Genomic DNA, 12,550 nt, shown 5'->3' on the forward strand with positions numbered 1-12,550 from the left:
TAGGGCAGCAGTGCCATCTCCCGCGCGTTGCGGATCGCGATGGCCACCTCGCGCTGCTGGCGCGGGGTCAGTCCGGTCACCCGGCGGGCACGGATCTTGCCCCGGTCGGAGATGAAGGTGCGCAGCAGCGCGGTGTCCTTCCAGTCCACGGTGTCGATTCCGCGTGCGGCGAGCGGGTTCGTCCGTCGCTTGGATGTCCGCCTGGTCCGGTCGCGGCCCGCCATCACCGCTGCCCGCCTACCTCGACCCGCCAGTGCGTCGGTCGGCCCATGTCGGGATCACCATCCACTCTGTATCGACTATCATTTTCATTTACACTAGCGGTGCCCGCCGGCGACAACCTCAAGGAGGACCCACCGTGAAGCAGTTCCGCCGCTACGGACAGGAGCACTGATGGCGGTCCCCAAGCGCCGCATGTCGCGGAGCAACACGCGAAGCCGCCGCGCCCAGTGGAAGGCCACCCCGCCCGAACTGGTGACCGTGGTCATCGCAGGGCGCAGGCACCTCGTGCCACGTCGGCTCGTCCGCGCCTACCAGCGCGGCATCCTGCCGCCACCGGACTAACCGCCGTCCACCAGGCGCAGCGCTCCCGAGGGGCAGTGCGCGACCGCCCGGCGCGCCGCGTCGGCATCCCGCTGACCGACATCCTCGGTCAGCAGGACCACGATCCCCTCGTCATCCTGGTCGAACACGGCGGGTGCGGTGAGCAGACACAACCCGGACCCGATGCACACGCTGCGGTCCGCCGCGACTCGCATCCGGTCGTCCCCTTCCTCACCAGGTCACCGGGAGCGAATGCACACCGAAGACGACGTGGTGAGCGCGGAAACCGATCTCCTCGAACGGTACCGCCAGGCTCAGACCCGGGAAGCGCCGCAACAGCGCCGGGAACGCGATCGTCATCTCCATTCGGGCCAGGGGCGCTCCCAGGCAGTGATGCACGCCGTGCCCGAATGCGACGTGGCCCGGTGTGCCGCGGGCGATGTCGAGGCGCTCGGGAGCCGCGACCAGCGCCGGGTCGCGGTTGGCCGCCGGCAGCGAGCACACCACGAGCTCACCGGCGGGGATGACATGCCCGGCGAGGGTGACCGAGGTGGTCGTGGTGCGCGGGATCCCGGACGGCACGATGCTCAACCACCGCAGCAGTTCCTCGACCGCCGGTTCCACCAGGTCCGGATCGTCGCGCACCATGGCCAGCTGCTCGGGGTGGCGCAGCAAGGCGAGGGTGCCCAGCCCGAGCATGTTCGCCGTCGTCTCGTGCCCGGCGACCAGCAGCAGCCCGGCGATCCCGATCAGCTCGTCGGTGGTGAGCTCCTCGCCGTGCTCGCGCACCAGCATGCCGAGCATGTCCTCACCGGGCGCGGCCTGCGCGCGAGCGACCTGCACCCGCATGAACTCCCGGCTCTCCCGGTGCAGCGCCATGCGCTCCTTGATCGGCACCGAGATGTCGAGCTGGCGGCGCGTGCGCTGCTGGAACTCCGCGCGATCGGCGTAGGGCACCCCGAGCAGCTCGCAGATGACCAGCGATGGGATGGGCAGGGCGAAACCCGACACCAGATCGGCCGGCGCACCGGCCCGCTGGAGGTCATCGAGGTGGCTGTCGACGATCGCGGAGATCCGCGGCACCAACCGGCGGATCCGGCGCACCGTGAACTCCGGGGTCAGCATCCGCCGCAGCCGGGTGTGCTCCGGAGGATCGAACGCCAGCAGCTGACCGGCTCGCCGCTGCGTGATCTCCTCCTCGGACGGTTGAGCCCCGTTCGGCAACGGGTGCCGCGCGTGCGCGTTGCTGAACCGAACGGGGTCTGACAGCACCTCGCGCACGTCCTCGTACCGGGTCACGAGGTAGGCCGGTATCCCGAACGAGGTCACCACCCGGGTCACGCCCTCGTTCTCCCGCAACCGGCCCAGCTCGTCGATCGGATCGAACCCGATCCGCCGCAGGTGCACCGGTATCGTCGGTGTCTCGGTCATCGCGGGCCTCTCGTCGGGCTGCTCCTCGACCGCCTCCGACGCTACGCCCGGTTCGCCACGAGGTTCGGATCACCGACGTGCGCGCCGACGACTCGGCGAGCCCGCTCAGGCCGCCGCGCCGTCGGCCCAGACCGTACGCGCCAGGCGCACCACCACCCGCTCGATCAGCGTGGCGGCGACCGCGACGAGTACGGCGGTCAGAAACAGCGACATCCGGGAGATGACGAACCGGGTCGCGCTCGGTCGCGGCCATGATCGTCCCCTCACCGGTGGGCGGGACTGCTGCGCAAACCAGCCGCCCCGGCCACCCAAACCGTGGCCGGAGCATGAACACAAGAGTCGAACAGGTGACGGGTGGCCGTGCTCGTCGGGTGGGTCGAGGCTGTCCGGTTTCGGCCAGGGCAGCGCACGTGATCGACCCGCGGCGCCCCCGGACCAGCGCGTCCCGCCGGTTCGGCTATGGCCCGAAGGCGCCCAGGAACCGGTCGCGGAAGCTGTCCATCCGCCAGACCGGGGCCTGCGGGCCGGGTTTGAGGCCCTCCTGCCAACCCCATCCGGAGATCCGGTCGAGCACGGCCGGATCGCGGGCGACGACCGTGATCGGGACGTCCCGGCCCGCGTTCTCCCCGGTGACGACCGGGGCGGGCTGGTGATCGCCGAGGACGATGAGCACGAGGTCGTCGTCGCCGTAGGTCTCGACATACGAGATGAGGCTGGAAAGCGAGTACTCGATGGAACGCCGGAAGTCGGTGCGCACCCGGTCCGGGTCCCGCGTCAGGATGGCCTCCGGCGGAGCACCCTCCGCGGCCATGGAGTCGAACACCGAGCCGTCGCCGACGTCGTTCCAGTCGACGAGCCGGGGGATCGGTGACCATGGCGCGTGGCTGGAGACCAGGGGAATCTCCGCCATCACCGGGGCACGGCCGGACCTGTCGCGCTCCAGTCGTTCGAAGGCCGCGAGCGTGTACTGGTCGGGCATGGTGGCCCAGCTGAACCTCGGGCCGTGGTATCCGAGGTGCGTGGAGTCGTAGACCTGGTCGTAACCGTAGAAGGCGGCCTGCGGCCATGGCGAGGTGACGCCCGGCATGATCCCGACTGTCCGCCAGCCCGCCCGCCCGAAGGCGCGGGTCAGCGTCAGGCGGTCGCTCGCCTCGAGGTCGTGGTAGCGCCGCTGGTTGTCGATCCACAGGCCCGACAGGAGCGTCGAATGGGCCAGCCAGCTGCCGCCACCGGCCGTCGAGGAGGTGAGGAACGCGCTGCGAGAGGAGAACCCGGCCGCGGCCAGCCGCCGGGTCCCGGCCTCGAGCACCGCGCCGACCTGCGGCCCGAACTCCGGGTCCTCGATCGCGACGCGCCCGTAGGTCTCGACGAAGACGAGGGCGACGTCCTTGCCGCGCAGGCCGGTCAGCAACCGGTCGCCGGGGGTGTCGCGGAAGGCGTCGGTGGCGAGCTCCGCCGCGAACGTCCGCTGGTCCCGCAGGCTTGCGCTCACCTGGAGCACCCGGTCCGAGGCGAAGGCCGCCGCGCTGTGCGCGGCGACCGGCACGTTCGGCACGATCTGCGCGCCCAGCAGCGCGCAGCCGACCCAGACGGCGGTGAGCGCCGCGACCGCGCGGGTCGCGGCGGCCTTTCGCCGGACCACCAGACGGGTCAGCCGCCGCACCGCCAGTGTCACGAGGACGAGCACGGCGGCGGCGAGCGCCGCGGCGGCGACCACGGCGCCGATCGCGCCGGCCCATCCGATCGAGCCGGTGAGGAAGTCCGTCGCGGCGTGCAGCAGGGGCCAGTCGAACAGCAGGTCGAACGGCCGGCCGAGCACCGCGAAAAAGCCGACGTCGACGATCTTCAGGATGGTCAGCAGGCCGAGGCTCACCCCGGCGAGCACCGCTACCACGCGCCGCGCCCGCCCCGGCAGGACGAGCACCAGCGCGACCCCGACGAGCCCCTCCACCGGGATGCGCAGGAACGCGCCGGGGGTCAGGTCGGCGAGCTGGTTCGGGGCGACGAGGGCGAGGAACACGAGCAGGCAGGCCAGCCCGGTGAGCACCCGCGCGGCGATCCGGCGCGTGCGGACGTGGGCCGCCCGGTCGTCGGGGGTCGCCGGCTGCGGCTCCGACGGGCGACGTGAGCGCGTGAAGAGCGACAACCCGACCATCCCTCTGTGCGACACCGGTGGCTGGTCACTGCTGCGCACGCGGTCCGTGTCGAGCAGGCGGTCGCTCGCGCCGGTCCGCCGGCATGCAAACGCCCATGATGACAACCGGCACCGCCGGGTGACAGCCCGCCCCCGCAACGCGGCCGGGAGCACGGCGCGAGCGTAATGAACCCGCTCCGGCGCGCGAGGATGAGGCGTGGACATCGCGGGCCGGGTCGAGTTGGTCTTCAGCGGAGAGGCGGTGCGCACCGGCAACCACGTGAACCTTTCGGCGGTACGCACCGAGGGTGAGCACCTGTGGCTGGCCGGGGACGAGACGGCGACGATCGAACGACTGGTGCTCGACTCGCCGTCCGCGCCGACGCGGGCCGGGCAGCAGCGCAGCTTCCCCCTGGCGGACTATGTCGATCTGCCCGGGCCGCCCGAGGAGGAGGCCGATATCGAGGGCATCGCCCGATCCGGCGGCTGGCTCTGGGCGGTCGGCTCGCACAGCGTCGCCCGTCGGAAGATCAAGGCCCAGCACAGCGAGGACAAGGCGATCAGACGCCTGGCCAAGATCAAGCGGCAGGCGAACCGGTATGTCATCGCGCGGCTGGCCGTCGAGAAGGGCGCGGACGGGCGCCCCGCGCCGGTGCGGGTGGCCGCGGACGGGCGCCGCTCGGCGATCATCGGTGCGCGCGGGGCGGAGAACCTCGCCGACCTGCTGCGCGACGACGAGCACCTCGGTCCGTTCGTGGAGATCCCGTCCAAGGACAACGGGCTGGACGTCGAGGGGCTGGCCGTGCACGGGGAGCGGCTCTACGTCGGGCTGCGCGGGCCGGTGCTGCGCGGCTGGGCCGTGCTGCTCGAGCTGCTGCCGGTGCCCGACCCGGCCGACCCCGCCCGGCTGGCCCTTGGCGCGTTCGACGACGGCACCCGCTACCGCAAACACGTCCTCGACCTCGGCGGGCTCGGCGTGCGCGACCTGTGCCCGGACGGCGATGACCTGCTGGTGCTGGCCGGCCCGTCGATGGCGCTGTCCGGGCCGGTGCGCGTGCATCGCTGGCACGGCGGGGCGACCGCCGAGACCGGGCGGGTGGTGCGCGGCGACGAGATCACGGTCGAGACCGCGCTGCCGCACGGCGACGGCGTGGACCACGCCGAGGGCATCGCGCTGCTCGCACCCGGCGACCCGTCGGGGGCGCGGCTGCTGGTGGTCTACGACAGCCCCGCGCAGGCGCGGCGGCCGACGCCGCATTCGGTGCTGGCCGACGTCGTGGCGAGCGGTCGGCGGTGACCCGTTACTGCGGCGGCGATCCGGTGCGCCCAGGGCGGTGGGCTCGACGCCACAGCCACGCCACGCTCTGACCGAACGACCAGACCAGCAGCGCCAGTACCGTCGCCACGACCGCGATCGCCACCGATCGCGGCAGGATGTCGGCGGCGGTCACCACGAGGACGCTGCTCGTCGTCGCCGCCACCGCCTTGGCGGAGTATCGCGGCGGCAGCGTCGACCGCAGCCACGGCGCCACCCGGCCCGCCGCGACGAAGATGTAGCGCATCGCGCCGATGACGAGCGCCCACGGGCCCACGAGCGCGGCGACGTGAACGCTCAGCACGAGGACGAGGAACGAGTCGACCTCCATGTCGAACCGGGCGCCCAACTCGGACACCGTCCCGCTGCGTCGGGCGACCTGGCCGTCGACCGCATCGAGGGCCGCCGCCACCGCGGCGATGCCCACGAGGGGTACGACCCGAGGCTCACCGGTCCAGAGCCCGTCGGCGACGAGTGCGGTGACGGCCCCGACGAGCGCCGCCCTCCCCAAGGTGACCAGGTCGGCCGGTCCGAACGTGGTCACCCGGGCCCGCCGCGCGGCCGCGGCCAGCAGGGACCACAGGCCCAGCAGGTAGGCGACACCGGCCAGCCAGCCCACCGGGCCCAGGCCGATCGTGATCGACAGGGCCGCGAGCAGCGCGACCTGCACGGCTGCCGCGACGAGCTGCTGCTGGTCGGCCCGCCACCGGGATACAGTCGTCATCGACATTCCACATTCACGTTCTCAGTAGGTTCCGACGCGGGGGCGGCTCACCACGACCCGGAGGGATGACGTGGACCATTCTGCGCGTGCCTTCTGGCTGCGCGCTCCGGGAGTGGGCGAGATTCGTCCCGTCGCCGTGCCCGAACCCGGCCCCGGCGAGGTGGCGGTTCGCACGCTCTACTCGGGGGTGAGCCGCGGCACCGAGACCCTCGTCTTCTCCGGCGGCGTGCCGGAGAGCCAGTTCGCGGCGATGCGGGCCCCCTTCCAGGACGGTGAGTTCCCCGGGCCGGTCAAGTACGGCTACCTCAATGTCGGCGTCGTCGAGCACGGGCCGCCCGCGTTGCTGGGGCGCACCGTCTTCTGCCTCTATCCCCATCAGACCCGCTATGTGGTGCCGGCCACCGCGGTGACGCCGGTACCCGATGACGTGCCGCCGGCGCGGGCGGTGCTCGCCGGGACGGTCGAGACGGCGGTGAACGCGCTGTGGGACGCGGCCCCGCTGGTCGGCGACCGGATCGCCGTCGTGGGCGCGGGAATGGTCGGCTGCAGCGTCGCCGCGGTGCTCGCCCGCTTCCCGGGGGTCAGGGTCGAACTGGTCGACGTCGAGCCCGCGCGCGCCGTCGTCGCCGAGGCGCTGGGCGTGGGATTCGCCACACCCGAGCAGGCCGCGGGAGAGTGTGACCTGGTTGTGCACGCCAGCGCCACGGAGGCCGGGCTGGCCCACTCCCTCGGGCTGCTCGGCTACGAGGGTGCGGTCATCGAGCTGAGCTGGTACGGCGATCGGCCGGTCAGCGCCCCGCTGGGCGAGAACTTCCACTCGCGCCGGCTGGCCATCCGCAGCAGCCAGGTCGGCGGGCTCGCCCCGGCCCGGCGAGCGCGGCGCAGCGCCACCGAACGGATGGCGCTGGCGCTGCGGCTGTTGGCCGACCCGGTGTTCGACGCGCTGATCACCGAGGAGAGCCGCTTCGAGGACCTGCCCCGGCTCCTGCCCCGGCTCGCCGCCGGGCAGGCCCCGGCGCTGTGCGTGCGAGTCCGCTACGGGCAGGGATAGGAATCCGGGAGGTCGGTCTTGTTCAGCATCACGGTCCGCGACCACGTCATGATCGCGCACAGTTTCCGGGGAGCGGTCTTCGGTCCGGCGCAGCGGCTGCACGGCGCGACGTACGTGGTGGATGCGACGTTCCGCCGCCCGGATCTCGACGCCGACGGCATCGTCGTCGACATCGGGCTGGCCACGAGCGAGCTCGGCGCGGTGCTGGCCGACCTGAACTACCGCAACCTCGACGACGAACCCGACTTCGCCGGCGTGAACACCTCCACCGAGTTCCTCGCCAAGGTCATCGCCGACCGGCTCGCCGGGAAGGTGAAGGCGGGCGCGCTGGGCGAGGGGGCCCGTGACCTGACCGGGATCACGGTCACGCTGCACGAGTCGCACGTCGCCTGGGCGAGCTACGAACGATCGCTGTGACGCCCGTGGGGCCGCGGTCGGTGCATGTCGTCGTTCCAGCCGACATCGACGATGCGGCCGCGCCGAGCGGCGGCAACGTGTACGACCGCCGCATCTGCGACTCCCTGTCGGCCACCGGCTGGTCGGTGCGCGAGATCGCCGTCGCCGGGACCTGGCCGCGGCCCGGCCCTGCCGCCCGCGCGGTGCTGGCCCGCGCCCTGCACGCCGTGCCCGACGGCGCCATCGTGCTCCTCGACGGGCTGGTGGCCTGTGGCGTCCCCGACGTCCTCGTCCCGCGGGCGGGCCGGCTGCGTCTGGTCGTCCTGGTGCACCTGCCGCTCGGTGACGAGGCGGGGCTGGGGCCCGGGCCCGCCGCGGAGTTGACCGCGCTCGAACGGGAGACCCTGCACGCCGCGCGGGCGGTCGTGGCGACCAGCCCATGGGTGGCGCGCCGGATCGTCACGCGGCACGGGCTCGCCCGGGTGCATGTCGCCACGCCGGGAACCGACCCCGCGCCGCTCGCCCCCGGTACCGATGGCGCCTCCCGTTTGCTGTGCGTGGGATCGGTCACCCGGACCAAGGGCCAGGACCTGCTCGTCGAGGCCCTCGCCGCCCTGACCGGCGAGCCGGAGGTGTCCTTCAGCTGTGACCTCGTCGGTCCGATGCACCGCGATCCCGCGCACGCGGACGCGGTCCGCAGCGCGATCGAGCGCCACCGGCTCGGCGGGCGGATCCGGCTGACCGGCCCCCGGACGGGCGCCCGGCTGGACGCGCTGTACGCCGCGGCTGACCTGCTCGTGCTGCCGTCGCGCGTCGAGGCGTACGGGATGGTGGTGACCGAGGCGCTGGCCCGGGGGATCCCGGTGCTCGCGGCGGAGGTCGGCGGCGTGCCGGAGACCCTGGGCCGTGATCCGGCCGGCCGGGTGCCCGGGATCCTGGTGCCCCCGGACGACGCCGCCGCGCTCGCCGCGGCCCTTCGCCGCTGGTCCGGCGATGCGGCGCTGCGGGAGGGGCTGCGTCGGGCGGCCCGGAAGCGGGGCGGCACCCTGGACGCGTGGGAGACGACGTCACGGAGGTTGGCGTGTGTATTGGAACGCCTGCACGACGCCGCTGCCCGGCGCCGTGGGACGCCCGGCTGAGCACGCCCGGATCGCCCGTGTGCGCGCCGGACTGGCTGATGCTGCGAGAGGCCGCCGACGCCGCGGCCAGGGCGTCCGGTCTCGTCGACCTTCTGCGTACCCAGCTGAGCGCACCGTGGTCGATCAGTGACCTCGGCTGCGGCACCGGTTCGATGGGCCGCTGGCTCGCCGGTCTGCTGCCCGGCCCGCAGCACTGGGTGTTGCACGACCGCGATCCACGGCTCCTCGACCACGCGAGCGCGAGCATGCCGGACGCGGCCGCCGACGGCGCCCCGGTCACCGTACGGACCTGGGCGGGGGATGTCGTCGACCTGTGCGCCGCGGATCTCGCCGGGACCTCGCTGGTGACGGCGTCCGCGCTGCTGGACCTGCTCACCGTCGAGGAGGTGGACGGGCTCGCCGCCGCGTGTGTCGAGGCGGGATGCGCCGCACTGCTGACGCTGACGGTCGTCGGGCGCGTCGAGATCGCTCCCTTCGATCCGCTGGACGAGGCGTTCGCGGCCGCCTTCGATGCGCACCAGCGGCGGTGTACCGACGGCAGGCGGCTGCTCGGACCGGACGCCTGCGCCGTGGCCGTCGACGCGTTCTCCCGCCGCGGCGCGACGGTGACGACCGGGCTCAGCCCGTGGCGGCTCGGCGCCGATCAGGCCGCACTGGCGGAGGAGTGGCTGCGTGGCTGGATCGGCGCCGCCTGCGCACAGCAACCGGACCTCGAGCGGTACGCCGGTGCCTACCTGCGGCGCAGGCTCGATGCCGGCGCAGCCGGTGTACTGCGGGTCGAGGTCGGCCACGTCGACGTGCTCGCGGTCCCGGCGGACGGCTTGTGATGCGCAGGTTCTGGCCCTACCTGCGAGTGCTCGTCGGCGTCGGCATTCTGGCTGCGCTGGTCGCGCGGTTCGGCACCGACGCCTTCATCGACGGGCTGCGGGCGATCGAGACCTGGTCGGTCCTCGCCGCGCTCGGCATCGGCCTGCTGACCACGGTGTTCAATGCGTGGCGGTGGTGTCTCGTGGCTCGCGGTCTCGGGCTGCCACTCCCGCTGACAGCAGCGGTGGCGGACTGCTACCGGGCCCTGTTCCTCAACTCGGTACTGCCCGCGGGAGTGCTCGGCGACGTGCACCGCGCGGTGCGTCACGGTCAGCAGGTCGGAGACGTCGGACGCGGCGTCCGCGCGGTCGTCCTCGAACGGGTCGCCGGCACTGTGGTGCTGCTCGTCGTGGCGGTGGGTGTCCTGCTCGCCCAGCCGACCCTGCTCGACGCCGCGGCGGGCGATCTGCTCCCCGGTCACGCCGTCGCCGCCGTGACCCTCGCCGTCCTCGCCGCCTGCGGGATCGGGATCTGGCTGATGCCCGGTCCGGTCCCGGCGAGAATCCGCAGGTCGCTGGGAACGAGTCTGGCGGACGCTCGCACCGTTCTGTCCCGCGGCACCTGGCCGGGGGTGGTGCTGCTGTCCGTGGCCGCGCTGGCCGGATACCTGGCGCTCTTCGTCGTCGCCGCGCGGGCCGCTGGGTCCCAGGCCACACTCGGCGAACTGCTCCCGCTGCTGATACTGGCGCTGCTCGCGATGGGGCTGCCGATCAACATCGGCGGCTGGGGGCCCCGGGAGGCCGTCAGCACGGTGGCGTTCGGGGCGGTCGGGTTCGGTGCGGCGCAAGGGCTCACCGCCGCCGTGGTCTACGGAGTGCTCAGCCTGATCGCCTGCCTCCCGGGTGTCGGGCTGCTGCTGCGGCGTTCGGGCCAACCGGAACCTACTGGTTGAGCTGGGTGGCCCGACCGGCCGCGGACTAGCGTGGCGGGTGTGTTGATCCTTGTCCGGCACGGGCAGACCGAGGCCAACGCCCGCGGGTTGCTGCTCGGCCGCGCTGACCCGCCGCTGAACGCCACGGGCCTGCGTCAGGCGCGTGCCCTGGCCGCGGCGCTTCCGCCGGCGGCGCGCATCGTGTCCAGCCCGCTGACGCGCGCCCGGCACACCGCCGCCGTGCTGAAAGGCGCCGCTTCGGACGTCACGGACGCCGAGGGTGTCGAGGTGGATGAACGGTGGATCGAGCTGGACTACGGCGATCTGGACGGCAGGCCCGCGTCGGCGTTGGACGAGCGGTCGTGGCAGCGGTGGCGGCAGGATCCGGACTTCGTCCCCGCGGGCGGTGAATCCCTCGCGGCGGTGTGTGCCCGGGTGCGCGAGGCCTGCGCCGAGCTGGTCGCCGATGCGGCACGCGGCGACGTGGTGGTGGTCAGCCACGTCTCCCCGATCAAAGCCGCGGTCACCTGGGCCCTGGGGGTCGGCGACGAGGTGGGGTGGCGGATGTTCCTGGCCGATGCTGCGGTGTGCCGGATCGACACCAGTGGCTCGGCGCCGCGTCTGCTGGCCTTCAACGAGGCTTGCCCGCGGTTGCCGGACCTGGGTTTACTCGGCGGCGAGTCCACCCGAGGCTCGGAAGGGGGGCCTGGGTGAACGGCGTGCGTGAGCTGGTTCGCGTGGTGCTGCCCACGCAGTTCGGGGTGTTCCGGGCCACCGCGTTCGAGGTGCGCCCCGGACTGGTGTACCTCGCGCTGGTCAAGGGCGAGCTGGCAGGCGGGGGCGCGCCGCTGACCCGGTTGCACTCGGAGTGCCTGACCGGCGACGCCCTCGGTTCGGTGCGCTGCGACTGCGGGGCGCAGCTTCGGCTCGCACTGCGCCGGATCGCGGCCGAACGACGCGGCCTGCTGCTCTACGTCATCGGGCACGAGGGGCGGGGCGTGGGGCTGGTCAACAAGCTGCGTGCGTACGTCGAGCAGGACGACGGCGCCGATACCGTCGAGGCCAACCTGCGGCTCGGTCTACCGGTCGATGGACGCAGCTACGACGACGCGGCCGCGGTGCTGCGCGTTCTGGGCGTCGGCTCGGTGCGCCTGCTGACGAACAACCCGGACAAGGCGCGCGTGCTGCGCGAGGCCGGGATCAGGGTGGAGGCGGTGGAGCCGTTGCGGACCGCCGCGCACCTGCGCAACATCGGCTACCTGCACACCAAGGAACAACGGCTCGGGCACCTCGACACGGCCGGGGAGGCGCTGGAGCCCGCTTCGTCCCCACCGCCCGATGCCGTCCGCCTGCTCGGCGAGGTCGATCCGCCGCCTGGCCGTCCCTATGTCGCGCTGAAGTACGCCCAGACCCTCGACGGGCGGATCGCGACCACCTGCGGCGACTCGAAGTGGATCAGCGGTGAGGAGGAACGCGCCGTCTCGCACGCGCTGCGGGCGGCCTGCGACGCGGTGATGGTCGGGGTCGGAACGGTGCTGCGCGACGATCCCCGGTTGACCGTTCGGCTCGTCCCTGGCACGTCGCCGGCGCGGGTCGTCCTCGACTCCACGTTGCGGACCCCGTCGAGCGCGCTGCTGCTCGACGGGGACCCGGTGACCCTCGTGCTCACCACGGACCGCTCCACCGACGACGACCGGAAGCGGATCCGGGAGACCGGCGCGGGAGTCGTGGTGCTGCCGTCCGGGCCGGGTGGGGTGGATCTGGACGCCGGGCTGCGGGCGCTGCGTGAGTGCGGGGTGCGCAGCCTGCTCGTCGAGGGCGGCGCCCGGGTGATCACCTCGTTGCTCGGCGCCGGGCTGGTCGACCGCGTCATCGTCGGGACCGCGCCGAGGATCATCGGCGCCGGGCGGGAGGCTGTGGGTGATCTCGGGATCGCCCGGGTGGCGGAGGGGATCGTGCTGCGCAACCGGTCCGTGCATCTCACCGCGGACGACATCCTCACCGCCTGGGACGTCGGCTAGGCGTCCTGGGTGCGCGAACGCGCCGACAATGCTGCTCGATCCGGTGACCGCTGTGTCG

14 protein-coding genes are annotated in these 12,550 nt (G+C 73.1%); 9 read left to right on the plus strand and 5 right to left on the minus strand.

What is annotated here, in order from left to right; all coding sequences use genetic code 11:
* A partial coding sequence (gene rpsR, locus ACFQE5_RS20245) for a 30S ribosomal protein S18 (protein WP_379587278.1) occupies positions 1 to 224 on the minus strand: 224 nt, incomplete at its 3' end.
* Between the two features lie 169 nt (positions 225 to 393).
* Here rpsR and rpmF point away from each other — a divergent pair.
* Positions 394 to 564 carry a 50S ribosomal protein L32 gene (gene rpmF, locus ACFQE5_RS20250; protein WP_379587279.1) on the plus strand — a complete coding sequence of 57 codons (171 nt, stop codon included), beginning with the start codon at positions 394 to 396 and terminating at the stop codon, positions 562 to 564.
* Here rpmF and ACFQE5_RS20255 read toward each other — a convergent pair.
* From ACFQE5_RS20255 to ACFQE5_RS20265, 3 genes are all read right to left on the minus strand, one after another.
* Positions 561 to 758: a ferredoxin gene (locus ACFQE5_RS20255; protein ID WP_379587280.1), complete on the minus strand. Its 198-nt coding sequence runs from the start codon at positions 756 to 758 to the stop codon at positions 561 to 563. The genes rpmF and ACFQE5_RS20255 overlap by 4 nt on opposite strands.
* 16 nt (positions 759 to 774) lie before the next feature.
* Entirely contained in the window at positions 775 to 1,974 is a 1,200-nt protein-coding gene (locus ACFQE5_RS20260) for a cytochrome P450 (RefSeq protein WP_379587281.1), read from the minus strand.
* A 457-nt stretch (positions 1,975 to 2,431) separates the two neighbouring features.
* Positions 2,432 to 4,129 carry a sulfatase gene (locus ACFQE5_RS20265; RefSeq protein ID WP_379588047.1) on the minus strand — a complete coding sequence of 566 codons (1,698 nt, stop codon included), beginning with the start codon at positions 4,127 to 4,129 and terminating at the stop codon, positions 2,432 to 2,434.
* Between the two features lie 196 nt (positions 4,130 to 4,325).
* Here ACFQE5_RS20265 and ACFQE5_RS20270 point away from each other — a divergent pair, with 196 nt between their 5' ends.
* Positions 4,326 to 5,405 carry a DUF3616 domain-containing protein gene (locus ACFQE5_RS20270; RefSeq protein WP_379587283.1) on the plus strand — a complete coding sequence of 360 codons (1,080 nt, stop codon included), beginning with the start codon at positions 4,326 to 4,328 and terminating at the stop codon, positions 5,403 to 5,405.
* A 4-nt stretch (positions 5,406 to 5,409) separates the two neighbouring features.
* On the opposite strand, the gene ACFQE5_RS20275 is transcribed toward ACFQE5_RS20270, so the two are convergent.
* Positions 5,410 to 6,147 carry a CDP-alcohol phosphatidyltransferase family protein gene (locus ACFQE5_RS20275; protein ID WP_379587286.1) on the minus strand — a complete coding sequence of 246 codons (738 nt, stop codon included), beginning with the start codon at positions 6,145 to 6,147 and terminating at the stop codon, positions 5,410 to 5,412.
* Positions 6,148 to 6,217: 70 nt separating this feature from the next.
* Between ACFQE5_RS20275 and ACFQE5_RS20280 the strand changes: the two genes are divergently transcribed.
* The 7 genes from ACFQE5_RS20280 to ribA are packed head-to-tail and all read left to right on the plus strand — an operon-like array spanning position 6,218 to position 12,492.
* Positions 6,218 to 7,198, plus strand: a complete 981-nt coding sequence (locus tag ACFQE5_RS20280; protein ID WP_379587289.1) for a zinc-dependent alcohol dehydrogenase — start codon at positions 6,218 to 6,220, stop codon at positions 7,196 to 7,198.
* 18 nt (positions 7,199 to 7,216) lie between these two features.
* A complete protein-coding gene (locus ACFQE5_RS20285) occupies positions 7,217 to 7,615 on the plus strand; it encodes a 6-pyruvoyl trahydropterin synthase family protein (protein WP_379587291.1) in 399 nt (132 codons plus the stop codon).
* Positions 7,612 to 8,733: a glycosyltransferase family 4 protein gene (locus ACFQE5_RS20290; RefSeq protein WP_379587292.1), complete on the plus strand. Its 1,122-nt coding sequence runs from the start codon at positions 7,612 to 7,614 to the stop codon at positions 8,731 to 8,733. Before ACFQE5_RS20285 ends, ACFQE5_RS20290 begins: the two co-directional genes overlap by 4 nt.
* A gap of 38 nt (positions 8,734 to 8,771) precedes the next feature.
* Positions 8,772 to 9,560: a class I SAM-dependent methyltransferase gene (locus ACFQE5_RS20295; protein ID WP_379588049.1), complete on the plus strand. Its 789-nt coding sequence runs from the start codon at positions 8,772 to 8,774 to the stop codon at positions 9,558 to 9,560.
* The gene (locus ACFQE5_RS20300) at positions 9,560 to 10,492 is read left to right on the plus strand and encodes a lysylphosphatidylglycerol synthase transmembrane domain-containing protein (protein WP_379587293.1); all 933 of its coding nucleotides are present in this window, start codon (positions 9,560 to 9,562) and stop codon (positions 10,490 to 10,492) included. The genes ACFQE5_RS20295 and ACFQE5_RS20300 overlap by 1 nt, the downstream gene beginning before the upstream one ends.
* Before the next feature lie 39 nt (positions 10,493 to 10,531).
* Positions 10,532 to 11,185 (plus strand): histidine phosphatase family protein, encoded by a 654-nt coding sequence (locus ACFQE5_RS20305; protein ID WP_379587294.1) that lies wholly within the window; start codon positions 10,532 to 10,534, stop codon positions 11,183 to 11,185.
* Between the two features lie 5 nt (positions 11,186 to 11,190).
* Positions 11,191 to 12,492, plus strand: a complete 1,302-nt coding sequence (gene ribA, locus ACFQE5_RS20310) for a GTP cyclohydrolase II RibA (RefSeq protein ID WP_379587295.1) — start codon at positions 11,191 to 11,193, stop codon at positions 12,490 to 12,492.
* The last annotated feature ends 58 nt before the right edge of the window (positions 12,493 to 12,550 follow it).

The sequence above is a fragment of the Pseudonocardia hispaniensis genome (assembly GCF_042658695.1).
Taxonomy (GTDB): domain Bacteria; phylum Actinomycetota; class Actinomycetes; order Mycobacteriales; family Pseudonocardiaceae; genus Pseudonocardia; species Pseudonocardia hispaniensis.